This window comes from Pseudomonas sp. B707, from assembly GCF_022496685.1.
Taxonomy (GTDB): Bacteria; Pseudomonadota; Gammaproteobacteria; order Pseudomonadales; family Pseudomonadaceae; genus Aquipseudomonas; species Aquipseudomonas paraglycinae.
On record NZ_WTVE01000032.1, the window covers coordinates 1 to 21,780 of the forward strand.

Annotated in this window: 25 protein-coding genes and 1 pseudogene; 17 read left to right on the forward strand and 9 right to left on the reverse strand. The window is 60.0% G+C overall.

The annotated features are described in order from the left end of the window. Positions 1-184: pseudogene (locus GQX66_RS21110) on the forward strand (hypothetical protein); the annotation flags it as partial. Between the two features lie 214 nt (positions 185-398). On the opposite strand, the gene GQX66_RS21115 reads toward GQX66_RS21110, so the two are convergent. Beyond that, positions 399-1,619 (reverse strand): CaiB/BaiF CoA-transferase family protein, encoded by a 1,221-nt coding sequence (locus GQX66_RS21115; protein WP_102688256.1) that lies wholly within the window; start codon positions 1,617-1,619, stop codon positions 399-401. 13 nt (positions 1,620-1,632) lie between these two features. Next, positions 1,633-2,814, reverse strand: coding sequence for an acyl-CoA dehydrogenase (locus GQX66_RS21120; RefSeq protein WP_064379316.1), 1,182 nt, complete (start codon positions 2,812-2,814; stop codon positions 1,633-1,635). A gap of 158 nt (positions 2,815-2,972) precedes the next feature. Between GQX66_RS21120 and GQX66_RS21125 the strand changes: the two genes are divergently transcribed. From GQX66_RS21125 to GQX66_RS21170, 10 genes are all read left to right on the forward strand, one after another. Continuing rightward, the gene (locus GQX66_RS21125; protein ID WP_129973313.1) at positions 2,973-3,872 is read left to right on the forward strand and encodes a LysR family transcriptional regulator; all 900 of its coding nucleotides are present in this window, start codon (positions 2,973-2,975) and stop codon (positions 3,870-3,872) included. A 434-nt stretch (positions 3,873-4,306) separates the two neighbouring features. Next, positions 4,307-5,428, forward strand: coding sequence for a Re/Si-specific NAD(P)(+) transhydrogenase subunit alpha (locus tag GQX66_RS21130; RefSeq protein ID WP_011331831.1), 1,122 nt, complete (start codon positions 4,307-4,309; stop codon positions 5,426-5,428). 15 nt (positions 5,429-5,443) lie between these two features. Beyond that, positions 5,444-5,764: an NAD(P) transhydrogenase subunit alpha gene (locus GQX66_RS21135; RefSeq protein ID WP_003220416.1), complete on the forward strand. Its 321-nt coding sequence runs from the start codon at positions 5,444-5,446 to the stop codon at positions 5,762-5,764. Continuing rightward, positions 5,764-7,197 (forward strand): NAD(P)(+) transhydrogenase (Re/Si-specific) subunit beta, encoded by a 1,434-nt coding sequence (locus GQX66_RS21140; protein WP_240871147.1) that lies wholly within the window; start codon positions 5,764-5,766, stop codon positions 7,195-7,197. Before GQX66_RS21135 ends, GQX66_RS21140 begins: the two co-directional genes overlap by 1 nt. A 215-nt stretch (positions 7,198-7,412) precedes the next feature. Beyond that, a complete protein-coding gene (locus tag GQX66_RS21145) occupies positions 7,413-8,906 on the forward strand; it encodes an acetyl-CoA hydrolase/transferase family protein (protein ID WP_064592552.1) in 1,494 nt (497 codons plus the stop codon). 321 nt (positions 8,907-9,227) lie between these two features. Next, positions 9,228-9,443, forward strand: a complete 216-nt coding sequence (locus GQX66_RS21150) for a DUF1127 domain-containing protein (RefSeq protein WP_007911656.1) — start codon at positions 9,228-9,230, stop codon at positions 9,441-9,443. Positions 9,444-9,773: 330 nt separating this feature from the next. Continuing rightward, positions 9,774-10,091 (forward strand): DUF2388 domain-containing protein, encoded by a 318-nt coding sequence (locus GQX66_RS21155; protein ID WP_007953908.1) that lies wholly within the window; start codon positions 9,774-9,776, stop codon positions 10,089-10,091. A 107-nt stretch (positions 10,092-10,198) separates the two neighbouring features. Beyond that, positions 10,199-10,507 carry a DUF2388 domain-containing protein gene (locus GQX66_RS21160; RefSeq protein WP_240871149.1) on the forward strand — a complete coding sequence of 103 codons (309 nt, stop codon included), beginning with the start codon at positions 10,199-10,201 and terminating at the stop codon, positions 10,505-10,507. A gap of 27 nt (positions 10,508-10,534) precedes the next feature. Further along, positions 10,535-10,855, forward strand: a complete 321-nt coding sequence (locus tag GQX66_RS21165) for a DUF2388 domain-containing protein (RefSeq protein WP_007953910.1) — start codon at positions 10,535-10,537, stop codon at positions 10,853-10,855. After that, positions 10,852-12,813 (forward strand): DUF4105 domain-containing protein, encoded by a 1,962-nt coding sequence (locus GQX66_RS21170; RefSeq protein ID WP_240871151.1) that lies wholly within the window; start codon positions 10,852-10,854, stop codon positions 12,811-12,813. Before GQX66_RS21165 ends, GQX66_RS21170 begins: the two co-directional genes overlap by 4 nt. Before the next feature lie 70 nt (positions 12,814-12,883). Here GQX66_RS21170 and GQX66_RS21175 read toward each other — a convergent pair whose 3' ends face one another. The 3 genes from GQX66_RS21175 to trpB all read right to left on the reverse strand — a co-directional run bounded on the left by GQX66_RS21175 (position 12,884) and on the right by trpB (position 15,509). Next, complete coding sequence (locus GQX66_RS21175; protein WP_240871159.1) at positions 12,884-13,327, reverse strand: anti-virulence regulator CigR family protein; 444 nt, start codon at positions 13,325-13,327, stop codon at positions 12,884-12,886. A 122-nt stretch (positions 13,328-13,449) separates the two neighbouring features. Continuing rightward, positions 13,450-14,262 (reverse strand): tryptophan synthase subunit alpha, encoded by an 813-nt coding sequence (trpA, locus tag GQX66_RS21180; protein WP_007953915.1) that lies wholly within the window; start codon positions 14,260-14,262, stop codon positions 13,450-13,452. Continuing rightward, positions 14,262-15,509 carry a tryptophan synthase subunit beta gene (trpB, locus tag GQX66_RS21185; protein ID WP_085748067.1) on the reverse strand — a complete coding sequence of 416 codons (1,248 nt, stop codon included), beginning with the start codon at positions 15,507-15,509 and terminating at the stop codon, positions 14,262-14,264. Before trpB ends, trpA begins: the two co-directional genes overlap by 1 nt. A 112-nt stretch (positions 15,510-15,621) precedes the next feature. On the opposite strand from trpB, the gene GQX66_RS21190 reads away from it, so the two are divergent. Next, complete coding sequence (locus GQX66_RS21190) at positions 15,622-16,539, forward strand: LysR family transcriptional regulator (protein WP_085748066.1); 918 nt, start codon at positions 15,622-15,624, stop codon at positions 16,537-16,539. On the opposite strand, the gene GQX66_RS21195 is transcribed toward GQX66_RS21190, so the two are convergent. Next, positions 16,512-16,838, reverse strand: a complete 327-nt coding sequence (locus tag GQX66_RS21195) for a DUF883 family protein (RefSeq protein WP_011331820.1) — start codon at positions 16,836-16,838, stop codon at positions 16,512-16,514. The two genes, GQX66_RS21190 and GQX66_RS21195, sit on opposite strands and share 28 nt — an antisense overlap. A gap of 156 nt (positions 16,839-16,994) precedes the next feature. On the opposite strand from GQX66_RS21195, the gene GQX66_RS21200 reads away from it, so the two are divergent. Together GQX66_RS21200 and GQX66_RS21205 are read left to right on the forward strand one after the other, a co-directional pair. Then, positions 16,995-17,210, forward strand: a complete 216-nt coding sequence (locus GQX66_RS21200; RefSeq protein WP_075947107.1) for a dodecin — start codon at positions 16,995-16,997, stop codon at positions 17,208-17,210. A gap of 128 nt (positions 17,211-17,338) precedes the next feature. Continuing rightward, entirely contained in the window at positions 17,339-17,563 is a 225-nt protein-coding gene (locus GQX66_RS21205; RefSeq protein WP_085748065.1) for a DUF1161 domain-containing protein, read from the forward strand. A gap of 61 nt (positions 17,564-17,624) precedes the next feature. Here the strand turns inward: GQX66_RS21205 and GQX66_RS21210 are convergent, their stop codons facing one another. Further along, positions 17,625-18,626 (reverse strand): LLM class flavin-dependent oxidoreductase, encoded by a 1,002-nt coding sequence (locus tag GQX66_RS21210; RefSeq protein WP_240871161.1) that lies wholly within the window; start codon positions 18,624-18,626, stop codon positions 17,625-17,627. Positions 18,627-18,869: 243 nt separating this feature from the next. Between GQX66_RS21210 and GQX66_RS21215 the strand changes: the two genes are divergently transcribed. Both GQX66_RS21215 and GQX66_RS21220 read left to right on the forward strand, forming a co-directional pair. Beyond that, positions 18,870-19,301: an OsmC family protein gene (locus GQX66_RS21215; protein WP_011331817.1), complete on the forward strand. Its 432-nt coding sequence runs from the start codon at positions 18,870-18,872 to the stop codon at positions 19,299-19,301. 103 nt (positions 19,302-19,404) lie between these two features. Beyond that, complete coding sequence (locus tag GQX66_RS21220; RefSeq protein WP_007953935.1) at positions 19,405-19,644, forward strand: DUF1161 domain-containing protein; 240 nt, start codon at positions 19,405-19,407, stop codon at positions 19,642-19,644. A gap of 6 nt (positions 19,645-19,650) precedes the next feature. On the opposite strand, the gene GQX66_RS21225 is transcribed toward GQX66_RS21220, so the two are convergent. Both GQX66_RS21225 and GQX66_RS21230 read right to left on the reverse strand, forming a co-directional pair. Further along, complete coding sequence (locus tag GQX66_RS21225) at positions 19,651-20,070, reverse strand: hypothetical protein (protein WP_102688251.1); 420 nt, start codon at positions 20,068-20,070, stop codon at positions 19,651-19,653. Between the two features lie 40 nt (positions 20,071-20,110). Continuing rightward, positions 20,111-20,533 (reverse strand): hypothetical protein, encoded by a 423-nt coding sequence (locus GQX66_RS21230; RefSeq protein ID WP_129973316.1) that lies wholly within the window; start codon positions 20,531-20,533, stop codon positions 20,111-20,113. A gap of 58 nt (positions 20,534-20,591) precedes the next feature. On the opposite strand from GQX66_RS21230, the gene GQX66_RS21235 reads away from it, so the two are divergent. Further along, positions 20,592-21,668, forward strand: a complete 1,077-nt coding sequence (locus GQX66_RS21235; RefSeq protein ID WP_085748061.1) for an aminopeptidase — start codon at positions 20,592-20,594, stop codon at positions 21,666-21,668. The last annotated feature ends 112 nt before the right edge of the window (positions 21,669-21,780 follow it).

The window sequence follows — 21,780 nt, forward strand, 5'->3', positions numbered from 1 at the left end:
GAAGATTTCTTCAACAACTTCAACCACTTGCGCTTCCGATCTCTCGTTAGCGGGAGGCGAATTATACAGCGTTACACGCCGCTGTCAACACCTCTTTTTCTCCGCTTTCGACCGAGAAGATCGAACCGTTAAAAGCGCCGAACAAGTCGACATTTCCAACTCCTTCCAGGCTTCGATGAACTGAAGCGACCCGCCTTCGAAACCTACTTAACTCATTGAATCTCAAGGAGTTTTCCGTTTCGTCTGCGCCGGAAGTGGGGCGAATTATAGAGACTCAGGATCTGCCGTCAACCCTTAATTTCGCTTTTCTTTCAATAACTTGCGGATAGGCCAAAAAACATCCAATTCCCTCTATATAGAAAAGGATTCAGCACCCCTTCTATATAGAGAGAGAACCATCAGAGCACTCCATCCTCTTTCATCGCAGCCACTGCTCCAGCCCCAAGACCCAGCACCCGCTGCAAAACGTCCAAGGTGTGTTCGCCCAACAAAGGAGGCGCAAGGCGATACTCGACAGGCGTCCGCGACAACCGGATCGGGCTGGCCACCTGCGGCACCATCCCCGCCAGCGCGTGAGGCAGCTCAATCGCCAACCCGCGAGACTTCACCTGCGGATCCTCGAATACCTGTGACAGATCATTGATCGGCCCACACGGCACACCTGCCTGCTCCAACTGAGCCACCCACTCTGCAGTTGTCTTGAATACAGTAGCCTGACGAATCAGCGGAATCAGCACCGCACGGTTCGCCACCCGCAGCTTATTAGTCGCGAAACGCGGATCGTCCGCCCACTGGGGCTGCCCCGCCACTTCGGCAAATTTGCGGAACTGCCCGTCATTGCCCACGGTAAGAATGAAGTCGCCATCGGCCGTAGGAAAATCCTGGTACGGCACGATATTCGGGTGCGCATTCCCTAGCCGCTTTGGCGCATTGCCAGTCGTCAGGTAATTCATCGCCTGGTTAGCCAGACAAGCCACCTGCACATCCAGCAACGCCATATCGATATGCTGCCCGCCGCCATCGTGATCACGGTGAGCCAATGCCGCCAGAATCGCCACGGTCGAATACAACCCCGTCAGGATATCCGTAAGCGCCACACCCACCTTCACCGGCCCGGCACCTTCATCACCCTCAGGTCGCCCGGTCAGACTCATCAGCCCGCCAAGCCCCTGGATCATGAAGTCATAACCCGCACGCTTGGCATACGGTCCGGTCTGACCAAAACCGGTGATCGAGCAATAGATCAGATCCGGATTGATCGCCTTCAGCGACTCGTAATCCAAGCCATACGCCGCCAGACCACCCACCTTGAAGTTTTCGATCAGGATGTCGGACTTGGCTGCCAGCTCCCGAACGAGCTTCTGGCCCTCGGGACGCGTAAAGTCGATCGTCACCGATTGCTTGTTGCGATTGGCCGACAGGTAATAAGCCGCCTCGCTAGTGTTCTCGCCATAAGCGTCCTTCAGGAAGGGCGGCCCCCAGGCGCGAGTGTCGTCACCATTGCCCGGGCGCTCGACCTTGATCACTTCCGCCCCAAGGTCAGCAAGAATTTGCCCGGCCCATGGGCCGGCCAGCACTCGCGATAAATCCAGTACCCGCAGATGCGACAGCGCGCCCATGGTCGCTCTCCTATTAATAGAACGCCTGCAGGCCGGTCTGCGCACGACCGAGGATCAGCGCGTGAACGTCGTGAGTGCCTTCATAGGTATTCACCACTTCCAGGTTGACCAGGTGACGGGCCACGCCGAATTCATCGGATATCCCGTTGCCGCCCAACATGTCACGCGCCATGCGGGCGATCTCGAGAGACTTGCCGCAAGAGTTGCGCTTCATGATCGAAGTGATTTCAACCGCAGCAGTGCCTTCATCCTTCATGCGGCCCAGACGCAGACAGCCTTGCAGTGCCAAAGTGATCTCGGTCTGCATGTCAGCCAGCTTCTTCTGGATCAACTGAGTGGCGGCCAGCGGACGACCGAACTGTTGACGATCCAGGGTGTACTGGCGAGCGGTGTGCCAGCAGAACTCGGCAGCACCCAACGCGCCCCAAGAGATGCCATAACGTGCGGAGTTGAGGCAGGTGAACGGACCTTTCAGTCCACGCACATCCGGGAAGATGTTCTCTTCCGGCACGAACACATTGTCCATGACAATTTCGCCGGTGATCGAAGCCCGCAGGCCGACCTTGCCGTGAATCGCCGGAGCGCTCAGGCCTTTCCAGCCCTTCTCCAGAACGAAACCGCGAATATCGCCAGCATCGTCCTTGGCCCAGACCACGAACACATCGGCGATCGGGCTGTTGGTGATCCACATCTTGGCACCAGTCAGGCTGTAGCCGCCTTCCACTTTGCGTGCACGTGTAATCATCGCGCCTGGATCGGAACCGTGGTTCGGCTCGGTCAGACCGAAGCAGCCGATCCACTCGCCGGAAGCCAGCTTCGGCAGGTACTTCTGTTTCTGTGCTTCGGTACCGAATTCGTTGATCGGCACCATCACCAGCGAAGACTGCACGCTCATCATCGAACGGTAGCCAGAGTCGACACGCTCGACTTCACGAGCGATCAGGCCATAGCTGACGTAGTTGAGGCCGCTGCCACCGTACTGCTCGGGGATGGTCGCGCCCAACAGGCCGACCTCACCCATTTCACGGAAGATCGCCGGATCGGTCTTCTCATGGCGGAAGGCTTCGAGAACGCGCGGCGCGAGGCTCTGCTGGGCGAATTGCTCGGCAGTGTCGCGGATCATGCGTTCTTCTTCAGTCAGCTGTTGATCCAGCAGCAGTGGATCGATCCAGTTGAAGCTAGCTTTACCGCCCATGAGTGAGTCCTCGCAAATCGGGTGAATTAACGTGGCATTGATCCTAGGCGCGCTTCGCCATCCCGGCAAACGAGGATTTCGCATCCTGTTGTGCTAATTTCTCACTCCGAAACGTCGCCAGATGCCGATTAAGCGATGTATTAGTGAGGTTGACGTACATGCGCCGCAAGATACCCAGCACCACCGCCCTGATCAGCTTCGAGGCTGCTGCCCGTCACGAGAGCTTTACCAAGGCCGCTGAAGAACTTTCCCTCACCCAGGGCGCCATTTGCCGACAGATCGCCAGCCTGGAGGACTTCCTCAGCGTCGAACTCTTCCGACGCTCGCGTCGCGGGGTGAAGCTGACAGAAGCGGGCCTTTCCTACAGTCGTCGGGTCGCCACCCAACTCGACGCCGTTGAGCGCGACACCCTGTCGGTGATGGGTCAGCAAGGCACCAATGTGATTGAGCTCGCCGTGGTGCCCACCTTCGGCACGCAATGGCTGTTGCCAAGGCTGAAGGACTTCCAGCTCAAACATCCGGAAGTGACGGTCAACCTGACCAACCGCACCCGCCCGTTCCTGTTTGCCGACACCGAATTCGATGCCGCCATCTACTTTGGCGATGCCGACTGGTCCGGTACCGAATCCCACAGGCTGATGGGCGAGAATCCGATGCCGGTATGCAGTCCCGTCCTGCTCGGCAACAAGACGCATCTGACACCCGATGAAATCGCCGATCTGCCGCTGCTCCAGCAAACCACCCGCCCCTACGCCTGGCGACAGTGGTTCAACTCGCAACACCTGAACATCCCCCGCGACATGACAGGTCCGCGCTACGAGCTATTCTCCATGCTGGCCCAGGCCGCCATGCACGACATGGGCATCGCGCTGATCCCACCATTCCTCATTCAGCGCGAACTGGCCGAGAAACGCTTGGTGATTGCCAACCCGAACGCGCTCTCCAGCATCAAGGCGTATTACCTGATGATTCCGGAGCGAAAGGTCGAATCCGCGTCACTCAAGGCTTTTCGCGACTGGCTGGTGAACCAGGCACACAGCTACAACCTAGAAGGCTAAAGGGTTTCAGCGATTGCTAACCCCGTAGTCAGGAAAATTAAAGCCCTACAGATATAACTATTTGTCGCAAATCGACAGACTGTATCCGAAAGTCGTACAGACGTCCCACAAGCGCCTGACGACGTGGCTTTGAGCCCCCATTCACGACTCATTGCGGCCTATTCACGTCACCGATGAGAAAAATCTTCAAATTCATCCAGAATCCTTGAAAGGCACGGCCTGCAAGGGATTCAACTGGCCATCTGCGACATTCGGTCACGGGATGACTTGTAGTTAATTTTCCGTCACCCGTCATAATCCCTTGAAGGGCATAAACTTCGCCTGCAAAATGCCGCGCCCCGCCCTGATTTGGCGGGATCGTGCTGATCGGCCGCCCCAGTCGCACCATCCGTAGTGCATGGGTTTACTCAATAAGATCACGCAGGAGATTTGACGTGCACATTGGTGTTCCTCTCGAAACCCAGACCGGTGAAACACGGGTTGCTGCAACCCCGGAAACCATTAAAAAGCTGATCAGCCAAGGTCATAAGGTCACTGTGCAAACCGGCGCCGGCGTTAAAGCCAGCGTTGTCGACAGTGCCTATGAAGCGGCAGGCGCAACCATTGGCAGTGCCAATGACGCGTTTGGCGCCGAGCTGATTCTCAAAGTGGTCGCGCCAAGCGATGCCGAACTGACGCTGATCAAGCGCGGAACGGTGCTGGTGGGCATGCTCAACCCGTTCAACAACGACACCATCGCGAAGATGGCCGAGTGCGGGATTACCGCGTTCGCCCTGGAAGCGGCACCACGTACCTCCCGGGCCCAGAGTCTCGACGTGCTGTCGTCCCAGGCGAATATTGCCGGCTATAAGGCCGTGCTGCTGGCCGCTCACTACTATCCGCGCTTCATGCCGATGCTGATGACCGCTGCGGGCACCGTGAAAGCGGCGCGCGTGCTGATTCTGGGGGCCGGTGTGGCCGGGTTGCAGGCGATTGCCACGGCGAAACGTCTGGGTGCCGTCATCGAAGCGTCCGACGTACGTCCGGCCGTGAAGGAACAGATCGAGTCCCTCGGCGCCAAGTTCGTCGACGTGCCTTACGAGACCGATGAAGAACGCGAATGCGCGGTCGGCGTCGGCGGTTACGCACGCCCGATGCCGGCGAGCTGGATGCAGCGTCAGGCCCAGGCCGTGCACGAGCGCGCCAAGCAGGCTGACATCGTCATCACCACCGCACTGATTCCGGGCCGCAAGGCACCGACGCTGCTGAGCGCAGACACCGTGGCGCAGATGAAACCCGGCTCGGTGGTCATCGACCTCGCGGCCGCTCAGGGTGGCAACTGCCCGCTGACCGTGGCCGATCAGGTCGTGATCGAGAACGGCGTGACCATCGTCGGCCCGACCAACCTTGCCGGTGAAGTCGCCGCAGATGCCTCGGCGCTGTACGCACGCAACCTGCTGGACTTCCTGAAGCTGGTCTTCACCAAAGAAGGCCAGTTCGAAGTGAACCTCGAAGACGACATCGTCGCCGCGTGCCTGATGTGCCGCGACGGCCAAGTCATCCGCAAAAACGCCTAAGCAGGGATTCAGACGATGGAAGAGCTTATCTCCCCCGGTATCTACAACCTGATCATCTTCGTGCTGGCGATTTATGTCGGTTACCACGTGGTCTGGAACGTTACACCCGCGCTGCACACGCCCTTGATGGCAGTGACCAACGCCATTTCGGCGATCGTGATCGTCGGCGCCATGCTCGCGGCCGCACTGACCGTCACCCCGCTGGGCAAGACCATGGGCACCCTCGCCGTGGCACTGGCCGCGGTCAACGTCTTCGGTGGCTTCCTGGTCACCCGCCGCATGCTTGAGATGTTCAAGAAGAAAGCCCCGAAAGCAAAAGAAGAGGCGCCTAAGTAATGAGCATGAACCTCGTCACGACGCTCTACCTGATCGCGTCGATCTGCTTCATCCAGGCCCTCAAGGGGCTGTCGCACCCGACCACGTCGCGCCGCGGCAACCTGTTCGGCATGCTCGGCATGGCGCTGGCAATCATCACCACTGTCGGCCTCATCTATAAGCTGGGCGCTGAGCTGGCCACCGCCGGTATTGGCTATGTGATCGTCGGCCTGCTGATCGGCGGCACCGCCGGTTCGATCATGGCCAAGCGCGTTGAAATGGCCAAGATGCCGGAACTGGTTGCGTTCATGCACAGCATGATCGGTCTGGCAGCGGTGTTCATCGCCATCGCCGCCGTGGTCGAGCCGCAGTCGCTGGGCATCGTCAAGCAACTGGGCGACTCGATCCCGGCGGGTAACCGTCTGGAGCTGTTCCTCGGCGCAGCCATCGGTGCAATCACCTTCTCCGGTTCGGTGATTGCGTTCGGCAAGCTGTCGGGCAAGTACAAGTTCCGTCTGTTCCAGGGTGCACCGGTACAGTTCAGCGGTCAGCACAAGCTGAACGCGGTACTGGGTCTGGCAACGCTGATCCTCGGCGTCACCTTCATGCTGACCGGCAACCTCGCCGCGTTCGCACTGATGCTGGCCCTGGCGTTCGTCATGGGCGTGCTGATCATCATCCCGATCGGCGGCGCCGACATGCCGGTGGTGGTGTCGATGCTCAACAGCTATTCCGGCTGGGCGGCGGCAGGTATCGGCTTCTCGCTGAACAACTCGATGCTGATCATTGCCGGCTCGCTGGTGGGTTCGAGCGGTGCGATCCTCTCGTACATCATGTGCAAGGCGATGAACCGTTCCTTCTTTAATGTACTGCTCGGCGGTTTCGGCAATACAGCAGATGCCGGTCCTGCCGGTGAGAAGGAAGCCCGTCCGGTGAAATCCGGTTCGGCTGACGACGCGACTTTCCTGCTGACCAACGCCGACACCGTGATCATTGTTCCGGGTTACGGCTTGGCGGTGGCTCGCGCACAGCACGCCTTGAAAGAGCTGACCGAGAAGCTGACCCACCATGGCGTGACCGTGAAGTATGCGATCCACCCGGTGGCCGGTCGGATGCCTGGCCACATGAACGTACTGCTGGCCGAGGCCGAAGTGCCGTACGACCAAGTGTTCGAGATGGAAGACATCAACTCCGAGTTCGGCCAGGCCGACGTGGTGCTGGTGCTCGGCGCCAACGACGTGGTCAACCCGGCCGCCAAGAACGATCCGAAATCGCCGATTGCCGGCATGCCGATCCTCGAAGCGTTCAAGGCCAAGACCATCATCGTCAACAAGCGCTCGATGGCCAGCGGCTATGCCGGTCTGGACAACGAACTGTTCTACCTGGACAAGACCATGATGGTCTTCGGCGACGCGAAAAAAGTCATCGAAGACATGGTCAAAGCGGTCGAATAACTCGCTCGCTGCTTCACCGGACGCCCCGACTTGTCGGGGCGTTTTTGTTTACGCAAAACGTCGGACAATTTGCCGCGTTGTTGCAGATCCAGTAACGGTGTTTTACTTGAAACCCGCTAAATAGACGCCTCGTTTGCGACCTTGGTAGCGGGACAGGCGCTCGCGAAATTCACTAGACTGCGCATCCTGCTACTCGCTGCCCGAGAAAATAATCCATGTACCGTGACCGTATTCGCCTGCCTTCGTTGTTGGATAAAGTGATGAGCGCCGCCGACGCCGCTGCGCTGATTGAGGACGGCATGACCGTCGGCATGAGCGGCTTCACCCGCGCCGGCGAAGCCAAGGCCGTGCCCCATGCGCTGGCCGAGCGAGCCAAGGTCACGCCGCTGAAGATCAGCCTGATGACCGGCGCCAGCCTGGGCAACGACCTCGACAAGCAACTGACCGAGGCTGGCGTGCTGTCGCGGCGCATGCCGTTTCAGGTCGACAGCACGTTGCGCAAGGCAATCAACGCCGGCGAAGTGATGTTCATCGACCAGCACCTGTCGGAAACTGTCGAGCAATTGCGCAACCAGCAACTGAAGCTGCCGGACATCGCCGTGATCGAAGCCGTGGCCATCACCGAACAGGGCCACATCGTGCCGACCACTTCGGTGGGTAACTCGGCGAGCTTCGCGATCTTCGCCAAACACGTGATCGTCGAGATCAATCTGGCACACAACGCCAACCTCGAAGGTCTGCACGACATCTATATCCCGACCTATCGCCCGACCCGCACGCCGATTCCGCTGGTAAAGGTCGACGACCGCATCGGCAGCACCGCGATCCCGATCCCGCCGGAGAAGATTGTCGCCATCGTCATCACCCAGCAGTCGGACTCGCCGTCCACCGTGTCGTCGCCGGATGTCGATACCAAAGCCATCGCCGATCACCTGATCACCTTCCTCAAGCAGGAAGTCGATGCCGGGCGCATGACCAACAAGCTCGGACCGCTGCAGGCCGGGATCGGCAACATTGCCAACGCGGTGATGTGCGGGCTGATCGATTCGCCGTTCGAAGACCTGACCATGTACTCCGAAGTGCTGCAGGACTCCACCTTCGACCTGATTGATGCGGGCAAGCTGAGCTTCGCCTCGGGCAGCTCGATCACCCTGTCGGAGCGGCGCAACAGCGACGTGTTCGGCAATCTGGAGAAGTACAAAGACAAGCTGGTGTTGCGCCCGCAGGAAATCTCCAACCACCCGGAAGTGGTGCGGCGTCTGGGCATCATCGGCATCAACACGGCCCTTGAGTTCGACATCTATGGCAACGTCAACTCCACCCACGTCTGCGGCACGCGGATGATGAACGGCATCGGCGGCTCGGGCGACTTCGCGCGCAACGCACACCTGGCGGTGTTCGTGACCAAGTCGATCGCCAAGGGCGGCGCGATTTCCAGCGTGGTGCCAATGGTCAGCCACGTCGACCATACCGAGCATGACGTCGACATCCTGGTGACCGAGGTGGGCCTGGCAGACCTGCGCGGCCTGGCGCCACGGGAACGCGCCCGGGTCATCATCGATAACTGTGTGCACCCGGATTTCCGCCAGGCGCTGAACGACTACTTCGACAAAGCCTGCGCCATTGGCGGCCACACCCCGCATATCCTGCGTGACGCCCTGAGCTGGCACATCAATCTGGAAGAAACCGGACGCATGCTGGCGGTGTAATCCGCACAGATTTTCCGCTGGCGCAAACACAGTTTCGCCAGCGGGATTCTGAAATCCACCGCAGCCGTCAAAAACTGTACTGCTGTACCGGTCTTTTCCTACGGCTTTTGCCTACTCGAATCATCGAATTGGGTAAAAATGCACCAAATAAGCGCAGACAGGTACAGTTTGCGCAATTTTGACCCGTACACCCCCTATAAACAGTTAACTGGTCACTCACAATACAGGTGAACTGTATCTAGAGAGTCTGGCCAAACGAGAGGATCATGGGCACCAGTTAAACCACTACCTAATCCCGCCACAAGCGGAAGGATGTCAACCATGGAACGTACACTCAGTTCCGAACTGTTCTTCGAAGACAAAGCTGTAAACACCCAGGCTTCCCTGCCTCTGCGCGTTATCGCCAACCTGATGCTGTGGCAGCGCCGCATCTCCAGCCGCCATCAACTGGCTCGTCTGGATTCGCGCCTGCTGGCTGACGCCGGGATTAGCGAAGCACAACGCTACGAAGAGCTGAGCAAGCCGTTCTGGCGCTAAGCAGCGTCGCTGGCTCTGGTCAGACCCACCGCCAGCAACCCGAATTGAACACACAAGACCCGTCGCGGGAAACCGCGACGGGTCTTGTCGTTTCAGGGGAGAAAAACCTGAATATCCAACCCGAAACACCGCATAGGTACAGTTTTATAAAAATAGATTAATGACAAGTACAGTTAAGCAAAATGTGTTCAGGCCAGCATCCTGACCACTGTGCGGATTCTCCACGGAGGCCTAATATCCATGCAGAACGTGGCGAATGCTGTGCGACTGGCGTCTGACCTTCAGACACCGAGCCACCTCTCAATACGGTTTATCCACAGGAGTTCTCCCATGTCCCGTCTTCGTCTGCTCAGCGCCGCCGCACTGCTGGCCGTCGCTGCCAACGCCAGCGCCACCAGCTTCATCGTGACCACCGACGCCGTGGTTGGCGCACTCAAGTCCTCTTCCGATGCCACCTCCGACGTCACCTCGTCCTTCCGTGACGACAAGATCGTGCTCGCCGCCCGTGACGACGCTGCCAGCTTCGTGGCCAGCGAAGGCGAGATCCGTGGCGTGAAACTGGAGAGCGCACTCGATCACATCCGTCATCAGGCTCCGCAACTGAACGCGACCGACGCACAGTTGGCCCAGGCCATCCTGACGATCTAAGCGACAGAAACATCGCGGGGCACGCCGGTCGTGTCCCGATGTTTCGGCGCTGGCTCTAGTCCGGGCATTGCGCTAGCCTTGGGACTCGCCAACAACTGCCGAGTCCCATGCGTTTTCTTACAAATCTGCTTATCCCTTCTGTACTGATCACCGCCTGCTGGGTTCCTCTGGCAGACGCTTTCGATGTGTCCACGCAGAACACCGTTGTCAGCGTCTGGGCCACCGGCATGGTGTCTTCCGCGCCGTTCGACCGTAAACTGATCGTCGCCGCGCACGACGATGCCGCAGCGTTCGTTGCCAGTGACGGCCAGATGCGCGGCGCACAGCTCGAATCCGCCCTGCATTACCTGCGCAAGAGCCGGCCAAAACTTCATGTCAGCGACCTTGAACTGGCACAGTCAATTCTCGTCCAATAGTCATCCCTGTCTTTTCGGAGTCGTTCCATGCGTAGCCCGCTGATTGCTGCCGCCCTTGGCCTGCTGTTGTTGGCCGATATGGCCCAGGCACACACCCTGGTAGCCACCAGTAACATCATCGTCCGCGCCTCCCAGCGCACCATCGATTTCACCTCCGACACCACTACGTCGATTCGCGATTCGAAAATCATCCGCGAAGCCCACGACGACGCCGCCAGTTTCGTGGCCAGCGACGGTGATATCCGTGGTGCCAACCTGGAAGCCGCCTTCAACACCTTGCGCACCCGCGTGCCGGAAGCTCGCGACGCCAGTGATCAGGTACTCGCCGAAGCCATCCTCGCACTGTGAAGTCACTCGGCGCCTGGCTGCTGGCCGGGGCGTTGTTGCTGCTTGGCAACAGCGCCCACGCCGGCCTGCAATTGCGGCTCAAGACCGACGGCCTGAGCCCCGCCCAACAGCAGGCCAGCCAGGCACTGCTCGATGAAGCCATGCAGGCGTTGCCGCCGAGCTTCATCGAACGCCTGGACCGGCGTATCGATGTCGGCTGGACCGACGACATGCCCGGCAACGCCTACGGCCAGGCGACGCTCGTCTCCGAACTGGACCTGAACCGCAAACTGCTCGCCAGCCTCACCGACGGCAGTGCGGCCAAAGAAAAAACCAATCGCCCCCACGGCACCGTTCGCCGAGAACTGCTGGCCACGGTGCTGCACGAAATCACCCACATTTACGATCGCGCGCGCTTGTGGCCGGCGGCCGAACGCACGCTGATCCAGCGCTGTACCCGCCGCAACAACAGCGCCGGGCTGATCGGCATTCCCGATGAGTGCCGCGGCCAGAACGGTCGGCGCTTCACCCTCAGCGATGATCCACGCCTGCTCGACCTCGCCGGCTGGCAGCAATACGTCGGCCGTCGTGGCGAACGTGAACAGCACAACCGGCAGATCGCTCGCAGCCCCGACCTTTACGAAATCTCCAGCCCGAAGGAGTTTGTCGCGGTCAACATGGAGTATTTCCTCCTCGACCCGAGCTACGCCTGCCGGCGCCCGGCGCTGTATCGCTATTACCAGGAGCACTTCGGCTGGGCACCGCCCGCGAAAGATGAGTGCGCCAAAACCTTCGCCTTCCTCAATGCCGGCAACGACTTTGCCAAACAGCCCCTGGGCCAGGTCGATCCGGAACGCGTGTACGCGGTGGATTACCTGTTGGCCGAAGCCAACCAGAACTGGGTCAGTCGTTGGGGCCACAGCATGTTGCGTCTGGTGATCTGTGCACCGGGCCGGCCACGCGGTCCGGACTGCCGACTGGATCTTGATCAACATCTGGTGCTGTCGTACCGCGCCTTCGTCGGTGACGTACAGCTGTCGAGCTGGGACGGGCTGGTCGGCAAGTACCCGTCGCGCCTGTTCGTACTGCCGCTGGCGCAGGTGATCGACGAATACACCAAGACCGAACTGCGCAGCCTCGCTTCGGTCCCGCTGAATCTCTCGCGCAGCGAAATCGAGGGCGTGGTCGAACACGCCGCCGAAATGCACTGGAGCTACGACGGCAATTACTTCTTCCTCTCCAACAACTGTGCGGTGGAAGGCCTGAAACTGCTGCGCAGCGGCAGCAACAACGCCAGGCTCACCGGCCTGGACAGCATCATGCCCAACGGCTTGCTGGAGGTGCTGAAGGGGCGAGGCCTGGCCGACACCAGCGTGCTCGATGATCCGAAAGAGGCGTTGCGCCTGGGTTATCGCTTCGACTCGTTCCGTGATCGTTATCAGGCGATGTTCGATGTGTTGAAGAAGCAATTGCCGATCAAGCAGACAACCGTTGAAGAATGGCTTTCGCTGTCCGCCGAAGAACGTCGCCCATGGTTCGAACGGGCTGACCTGCGCACCAGCGCCGCGCTGTTGTTGCTGGAGCAAGCCAGTTTCCGCCGCCAATTGCTGTTGGCTCAGGATGAGGTCAAGCAACGCTACCTCGGCGCCCGTGAGCTGGAAAACGGTGGCATGGACAAGGCCAACGCGACGTTGCAGCAGATTCTCGCCAACAGCGGCTTTCTCAGCCGACCGGCAGAATTGCTCGACTCCCGAGGTTATGGCCTGCCGCAACCAAGCGAATTCAGCCGACTGGAAGCAGAAAGCAGCCAGCGCCAGAAACAATTGCTGGCCCTGACCGGCGATCTCGATAAGGAAGTACGCGCATTGCTCGAGCCCAAACGAGCAGCCGAAATTGCGGCCAGCGAGGCCAACGTGAAACAGATCGGCGAGCATCTGCGCAAACTGCACAAAGCCTCGGGCGGACTGGAACTGCCCTGAAAAAAACACAGGCCCTGAAAACAAAAGACCGCAGCCGGTAAAGGCTGCGGTCTTTTTTATTGCCTGACGATCAGTACAGAACGCCATCCAGTACTTCGTAAACGACCCCGCTGCCCACCGCGATCAGCACGATGTCACCGCCAGCACGACGCCATTCATAACCCGGGTAATACGGCAGACGACTCAACGCCCGGTTATCCAGCCGCTCGCCGTAATAGCCATGGGGCAGCGGTCGGCCACGGACCAGATGGATGCCTGGAGGAGGCGGCGCACCGCGAACGAAATAGCCATGATTGTCACGGATCACCTGACGCACCGGGCCGAAATCCCGAGGCGGCGGGCCGCCGCGATGGTTGCTTTGCCAATCATGGTGTTCGCCACCTCGATTGTCGTAGTGGCCCTGCTGCGGGCCGCCGTGGTCGTGATCGTCGCGCGGATCGGCGCTGGCCAGCAGCGGCGTCGCGCTGATCATCAGCACGCCCAGACTGGCAATCAGACGTTTCGGCATTTTCATCGGGTCTTTCCTCACTGCACTGACAGCAAAAAGGGATTCAGAACGTGGTTCTGAATCCCTCGGTCTTGCTCAATTAGTCTGTGCCGCGAGGCCCTAATTCCTCTGTATCAGGAACTTTACCTTCAGCTGACGCGAGCCTTACGCACGCCTTCGGACAGCGCCGAACACAGGCTCAGCACGCCGTCGATGGCCTGGTCCGGCGTGGTCGCGTTGGCGATGTGATCGATCAGCGCCGAGCCCACCACCACACCATCGGCCAGACGCGCGATGGACGCGGCCTGCTCCGGCGTGCGGATACCGAAACCGATGCTGATCGGCAGATCGGTATGACGACGCAGACGCGCCACCGCTTCCTCGACGTGTTCCAGAGTCGCCGCACCGGCACCGGTCACACCGGCAACCGACACGTAGTAAACGAAGCCGGAGCTGCCGTTCAACACTTTCGGCAGACGCGCATCATCGGTGGTCGGGGTGGTCAGGCGGATGAAGTCGATGCCCGCTGCCTGGGCCGGGTCGCACAGCTCCGAGTTGTGCTCCGGTGGCATGTCGACCACGATCAGGCCATCAACGCCGGCCTCTTTGGCTTCGGCGATGAAGCGCTCGACGCCGAACTTGTGGATCGGGTTGAAGTAACCCATCAGCACCAGCGGCGTGTCGCTGTTGTCCTTGCGGAACTCGCGAACCATTTGCAGGGTTTTGATCAGGTTCTGCTTGGCGCCCAAAGCACGGATGTTCGCCAGCTGAATCGCCGGGCCGTCGGCCATCGGGTCGGTGAACGGCATGCCCAGTTCGATCACGTCGGCACCGGCTTTCGGCAGGCCTTTGAGGATTGCCAGCGAGGTGTCGTAGTCCGGGTCGCCAGCAGTGACGAAGGTCACCAGGGCGGCGCGATTCTGTTCCTTGAGTTCGGCAAAACGGGTTTGCAGGCGGCTCATCAGTGTTTCTCCTGCTTCGATTGCTCTTGTTGAGAGTGTTCCATGTGGTGCATGACGGTCTGCATGTCTTTGTCGCCGCGGCCGGACAGGTTGACCACCATCAGGTGATCCTTCGGCAGTTTCGGTGCGCGTTTGAATACTTCGGCCAACGCATGAGCGCTTTCCAATGCAGGGATGATCCCCTCGAGGCGGCAGCATTTGTGGAACGCATCAAGGGCTTCGTCGTCGGTCACCGAGGTGTACTGGACGCGGCCGATGTCATGCAACCACGCGTGCTCAGGGCCGATGCCCGGATAGTCGAGGCCGGCGGAAATCGAGTGGGCGTCGATGATCTGGCCATCGTCGTCCTGCAGCAGGAAGGTACGGTTGCCGTGCAGCACACCCGGTACGCCGCCGTTGAGGCTGGCCGCGTGTTTGCCGGTCTCGATGCCGTAACCGGCGGCTTCGACGCCGATGATCTCGACGCTCTTGTCATCAAGGAACGGGTGGAACAGGCCCATGGCGTTGGAACCGCCACCGATGCACGCCACCAGGCTGTCCGGCAGACGACCTTCCTGAGCTTGCAGCTGATCGCGGGTTTCCTTGCCGATCACGGCCTGGAAGTCGCGAACCATGGCTGGATAAGGGTGCGGACCGGCCACGGTGCCGATCAGGTAGAAGGTGCTGTCGACGTTGGTCACCCAGTCACGCAGCGCTTCGTTCATTGCGTCTTTCAGGGTGCCGGTGCCGGCGACCACCGGGATCACCTCGGCGCCCAGCAGCTTCATGCGGAACACATTGGCCTGCTGACGTTCGATGTCAGTGGTGCCCATGTAGATCACGCAGTCCAGACCGAAACGCGCAGCCACGGTGGCGGTGGCCACGCCGTGCATGCCGGCGCCGGTCTCGGCGATGATGCGTTTCTTGCCCATGCGCCGCGCCAGCAGGATCTGGCCGATGCAGTTGTTGATCTTGTGCGCGCCGGTGTGGTTCAGCTCTTCGCGCTTGAGGTAGATCTTGGCGCCACCGCAGAACTCGGTCAGGCGCTCGGCGAAATACAGCGGGCTCGGACGTCCGACGTAGTCGCGCTGGAAGTAGGCCAATTCCTCTTTGAACGCCGGATCTTCCTTGGCCGCTTCGTATTCACGAGCCAGGTCGAGGATCAACGGCATCAGGGTTTCGGCAACGTAACGGCCGCCGAACGAGCCAAACAGGCCGTTGGCGTCAGGGCCGTTACGCAGATCGGAGGTGTTCGAAGTCTGGGTCATGGTTCGCTCCAGCGGATTTCACGAGAAGACAATGGCGTTCACTCTACCCCTGACCTTCCAGACTGAAAACCGATAAGATCGCCACAACCTGTCAGGAAAACTCACAGATATCATGAGCCATGACCTCCCCCCGCTGAACGCCCTGCGCGCCTTCGAAGCCACCGCCCGCCTGAACAGTGTCAGCCAGGCTGCGGAGCAACTGCACGTGACTCACGGTGCGGTCAGCCGCCAGCTCAAGGTGCTGGAAGAGCATCTCGGCGTCAGTCTTTTCGTCAAGGACGGTCGTGGCCTGAAACTCACAGATGCCGGCATCCGTCTGCGCGATGCCAGCGGCGAGGCGTTCGACCGCTTGCGCAGCGTTTGCGCCGAACTGACCCAAAGCACCGCCGATGCGCCGTTCGTACTCGGTTGCTCCGGTAGCTTGCTGGCTCGCTGGTTCATTCCCCGACTGGGAAGGCTGAATGCCGATCTGCCGGACTTGCGTCTGCACCTGTCCGCCGGTGAAGGCGATCTCGACCCGCGTCGCCCGGGACTGGATGCATTGCTGCTGTTCGCCGAACCGCCATGGCCGGCGGACATGCAGGTGTACGAGCTGGCCAGCGAGCGAATCGGCCCGGTCATGAGTCCGCTGTTCAGCGGCTACCAGCGGCTGCAATCGGCACCGCCCATCGCCCTGCTCGACGAACCCTTGCTGCACACGACTTCTCGCCCGCAAGCCTGGCCAAGCTGGGCGCAGCAAAGCGGCCTCGACGCCAAGGCGTTGAAACTGGGGCAAGGTTTCGAGCACTTGTATTACTTGCTGGAAGCGGCCGTCGCCGGGTTGGGCGTGGCGATCGCGCCGGAACCGCTGGTGACCGAAGACTTGAAGGCCGGACGCCTGGTCGCGCCATGGGGCTTCAGTGAAACCCCGGCGCAACTGGCGTTGTGGCTACCCAAGCGCGCCGCAGACGGGCGCGCCCGGCAATTGGCGCAGTGGCTCAGGAACGAGCTGCGCCAGGCAGATCACTCGCCGCGCTTGAACAGCAAGTAAGCGGCCAGCAGACCCAGCGCACCGACCGCCACACCGGCAGTCGTCCACGGGTGTTCCTGCGCGTAATCGCGGGTGGCGATACCGGTCTCGCGGGTTTTGACTTTGACTTCTTCGTAGGCATCGCTGAGCAGGCTGCGCGAATGTTTCAGCGCACTTTCGGCATTGCTTTTCAGCGCCTTGAGGGTCTTGCGCGACTCGTCAGAAGCGTCGTCCTTCAGGCTTTCCAACGACTTGAGCAGACTCTCGATCTCCGCTTCCATGCTTTGCAACGAGGCTTTGCGTAACGAGGTGTTGGCCATGGTGGCTCTCCTGCATTGGTGATGAGTGGCGTGTGTTGTTTGGGACTTCACGGGTTCTGGAAAGTGCAGAAAATCTGAACTTCCCTTCGCCCAAGTCGCCGAAATCAACACGGCAAATCGCTGCTAGGCTCAATTGCACACTTCAAGGAGAACACCATGAGTGACCATCACACCTACAAGAAAGTCGAGCTGGTCGGCTCGTCCACCAGCAGCATCGAAGACGCTATCAACAACGCATTGGCGGAAGCCGCCAAGAGCATCAAGCATCTGGAATGGTTCGAAGTGACCGAAACCCGAGGCCACATCAAGGACGGCAAAGCGGCGCACTTTCAAGTGACCCTGAAAGTAGGGTTCCGGATTGCCAGCAGCTGAGTTTGGTCTACGCTTCTGAACTTGCGCGCTGGCCGAGTGCCATAGGAATGGCAATGCGCTACGAGGTGAGTGCATCGAGCGAACGGCTCGATGCCTGCCTTTTTTAATCCGACCAGGGAGTGCGACCGATGAAGAAGTTCATGTTGGCAGTAGGTTTGTTGAGCCTTGCGGGTGGTGCGTTTGCTGCCGGCAAGCCTTGTGAAGAACTGAAGGCTGAAATCGCGGCCAAGCTGGATGCCAAGGGCGTTTCCGGGTATTCGCTGGAGATTGTCGACAAGGGTGCGGCCAGTGGCGGCAAAGTCGTCGGCACCTGCGAAGGCGGCGCCAAAGAGATCGTCTACACCCGCGGCTGATCACGCCGGAAAAACGAAAGCCGACGCAATGCGTCGGCTTTTTTGTTCGCGGCGATCGGGCTCAGCCCTTCATGACTTGCGCCAGCAGCTCGTAGGAATGCAGGCGATCGGCGTGTTCATACAGGTCGCAGGTGAAGATCAGCTCATCAGCCTGAGTCTGTTCGATCAGCACTTCGAGTTTCGCGCGGATTTTCTGCGGACTGCCGACCATCGCCAGACCGAGGAAATCACCCACCGCCTCACGCTCGTGGGGCAGCCACAGGCCGTCCATGGTTTTCACCGGTGGGCGCTGCACCAGACTTTGCCCACGCATCAGCGCGAGAATTCGCTGGTACACCGAGGTCGCCAGGTAATCAGCCTGTTCATCGGTATCGGCCGCCACCAGCGGCACGCCGAGCATCACGTACGGTTTGTCGAGTACCGCCGATGGCTTGAAGTGATTGCGGTAGACGCGAATCGCCTCATGCATGAAGCGCGGTGCGAAATGCGAGGCGAAGGCGTAGGGCAAACCGCGCTCGCCGGCCAGTTGTGCACTGAACAGACTGGAACCGAGCAGCCAGATCGGCACGTTGGTGCCGGTGCCCGGCATCGCGATCACGCGCTGATCCGGGGTGCGCGGACCGAGGAAGCGCGCCAGCTCAGCCACGTCTTCCGGGAAATCATCGGCACTGCCGGAGCGCTCACGGCGCAAGGCGCGGGCGGTCATCTGGTCGGAACCCGGCGCACGCCCCAGACCGAGGTCGATCCGTCCCGGATACAGGCTTTCGAGGGTGCCGAACTGCTCGGCGATCACCAATGGTGCGTGGTTGGGCAGCATCACGCCGCCGGAGCCGACCCGGATGGTCGACGTGCCGCCGGCCAGATAGCCCAGCAACACCGAGGTGGCAGAACTGGCGATGCCGTCCATATTGTGGTGCTCGGCGACCCAGAACCGCGTGTAGCCAAATTTCTCGACATGCTGCGCCAGGTCCAGCGAGTTGTGCAGCGACTGGGCCGGGCTGCCGTTCTCGCGCACCGGCACCAGATCGAGGGTGGAAAATTTTACGTCGGACAGTTGCTTCATAAACCTGCATCTCCGATTGAGGGCGCAGGTGTGTTCTTGGCGAACGCAAACCTGCCCAATTCATAAGCGTGTTCTGTGCAATGAGGGCATATACCCGAGTTTCAATAGCCGATCCGAAATTTCCTACTAAAAAAGTCAACGATTCACTTGGGCTGAACTTTGTTCCGGCGTCTATCCTCAGAAGCCTTGCAGGCAAAAACCACGACGGCGCGGCGTCTCGCGCCCGATTTGAAGGAGGCACACATGGCTATCGTGAAGAAGGCATCCGCGCATTGGGAAGGTGACCTGAAAACCGGCATCGGCTCGATTTCCACCGAAACCGGCGTCCTGCGCGAAGCACCCTACGGCTTCAAGGCCCGCTTCGAGGGCGGCAAGGGCACCAATCCGGAAGAACTGATCGGCGCCGCCCATGCGGGCTGTTTCTCCATGGCGTTTTCGATGATTCTCGGTGACGCCGGGCTCAAGGCCGACAGCATCGACACCCAGGCCGAGGTCACGCTGGATCAGGTGGATGGCGGCTTTGCGATCACCGCAGTGAAACTGATCCTCAAGGCAAAAATTCCGGGAGCGACCCAGGCGCAGTTCGAAGAGCTGAGCAACAAGGCCAAGGAAGGTTGCCCGGTGTCCAAGGTGCTGAATGCGAAGATCAGTCTCGACGCATCGCTGGTCAGCTGACTGCTTTGAGCCTAATCAGAACCCGCCAGGCAAAAATGTGGTCGAATAAATGACAGCAGCTTTCGCGCATCTTCGTGCGCGCTGCTTCGATGGAGCTTCAACCATGAAACGTTTTGCCTTGGCGGTTATCTGTGGCGTGCTGGCAACGTCGGCCTTCGCAGCGCCCAAAGACTGCGAAGAACTCAAGCAAGAGATCGAAATCAAGATTCAGGCGAACGCCGTGCCCTCCTACACCCTGGAGATAGTCTCCAAGGAAGAGGCTGAAAAACACGACATCGCCATGATCGTCGGCACCTGCGACAACGGCACCAAAGCCATCATCTATCAGAAGAACGACCGCTGATACGCATCAGATGATGCAGTTGACTTCGCGGTCCTCGGCGACGATTTCCCGCTTGTCGTTGTACAGGCGGGCACTCGGGGTAAACGCCAGCGAACGGCCTTCGAGCAAGTAACGCTGGCCTGCCTCGAAATGATCGTAGCGGATGGTCAGATAGCACAGCCGCTCAACGGGGCCGGTCATCAGGCTGCCGCCTCCGCCGAACACTTCAAAGTCGAAGCGTACCCGTAGCTCGTGGCTGCCGGGCGTGACTTGGAAGAAACGCCCGTCAGTCAGCCGCCTGTTGTCGAGACGCTCGGCCATCAGCAGTTTTCCGCCGGGGGTTGGCGTGGAGAATTCGACCCAGGCCATGTTCGGATCGACGGGGGGCAACGATGTCTGGCACCCGGCGAGTACGCCTGCGGCCAGCAACAGCATCAACGTGCGCATGATGGATGTCCGTGAGTTCGGACATCCAGCATAACGCCGATCAGGTTCGCTGGCAGCCCGCTGGCGTGCCCTGGCCCACCACGTTGCGTTGTTGGTCATAGAGCTTGGCCCACGGACGGAAACCGATGCTACCCGCCTGCAACTGATACCGCTGGCCAGCGTTGAAATCCTTGAATTTCACGTTCAACTGACAATCGCGCCACAGCGGCTCGGCATCCGGGCCGATGTTGGTCGCCTCGACCGGGAATTGATAACGAACCGTCAGTTCATGGCTGCCGGGCTGCACTTCGAAGTAACGATGATCGACGGAAGCCTTGTTGTCGACTTCCAGCGCCTGCAACGCCGTGTCCTGTTGCCGGGCATCCAGATCGATCCAGGCTTGCGAGGGGTCAGGGGTCGGCATTCCGAATCCGGCACAACCGGCCAGCGTCAGCACGCTTCCTGTCAGTATCAACATGCGCATAGCGGAGCTCCAATGGGCGGGATAGTCTTGAGCAGACTTTCCGGGGGGATTTCTTATTTTGATCAGGCCGCTTCCAAGCCATGGGTTACTTGATCGCGTTTTGCGGGTTTTGTTTCCGGGTGTGATGATTTTGTTGCTCAGCGGTTGCTCAAGCCTGAGCTATTACAGCCAGCTGGCCAGCGGTCAGCTGCAGCTTTTGCGGGCGCGGGAGCCGGTGGCCAAGGTGATCGCCGACCCGACTCGCGATGCCAAACTGCGCACTCATCTCGCCCAGTCACAAAAAGCCCGGGCCTTCGCCAGTGAACACCTGCACCTGCCGGACAACCAAAGCTATCGCCTCTACGCCGACATCGGTCGGCCGTTTGTCGTGTGGAATGTGTTCGCCACCCCGGAGTTTTCCCTGAGCCCGCAGAACCATTGCTTCCCGATTGCCGGTTGCGTGGCCTACCGCGGCTATTACAGCCAGAGCGCGGCGCGGGGCGAAGCTGCGATTCAGCGCCTGCAAGGCATGGACGTGTCGATCGGCGGCGTCGAGGCCTACTCGACCCTCGGCTGGTTCAACGACCCGATCCTCAATTCGATGATGGGCTGGGGCGACGAGCGTCTGGCGACGCTGATCTTCCATGAGCTGGCCCACCAGCGCTTCTATGTGAAAGACGACACCGAGTTCAACGAGTCCTTCGCGACCTTCGTCGAGCAGGAAGGTACGCGGCAGTGGCGAGCGTTTCGGGGCTTGCCCCCGGAAAACGACTCGAAACTGAAGCAGCGGGATCAATTCATTCAGCTGATCCTCGACACCCGTTCACGCCTCGAAAAACTCTATGCACAACCATTGGCGACAGCGCAGATGCGCGAGCGCAAGGCGGCGGAGTTCGAACGGTTTCGACAGGATTACCGAGCGATGCGCGATGACCAGTGGGCCGGCGACAAACGCTATGACGCCTGGGTCAATGCGCCGTTGAACAACGCACGGCTATTGCCGTTCGGGCTGTATGACCAGTGGGTGCCGGCGTTTGCGGCGTTGTTCAGGCAGGTTGGTGGGGATTGGGTCAGGTTTTACGCAGAGGTCGAAAAGTTGGGTGGCTTGCCGGTCGTTGAGCGTAAGTCGGCTTTGAAAGTGCTGGCAGGCTCATAAACCTACAGCGGCTTTCAGGCCCATCGCGAGCAGGCTCGCTCCCACAGGAAACCGAGTTCCGGTACTGAAACGCGGTCACTGTGGGAGCGAGCCTGCTCGCGATGGCTGATTC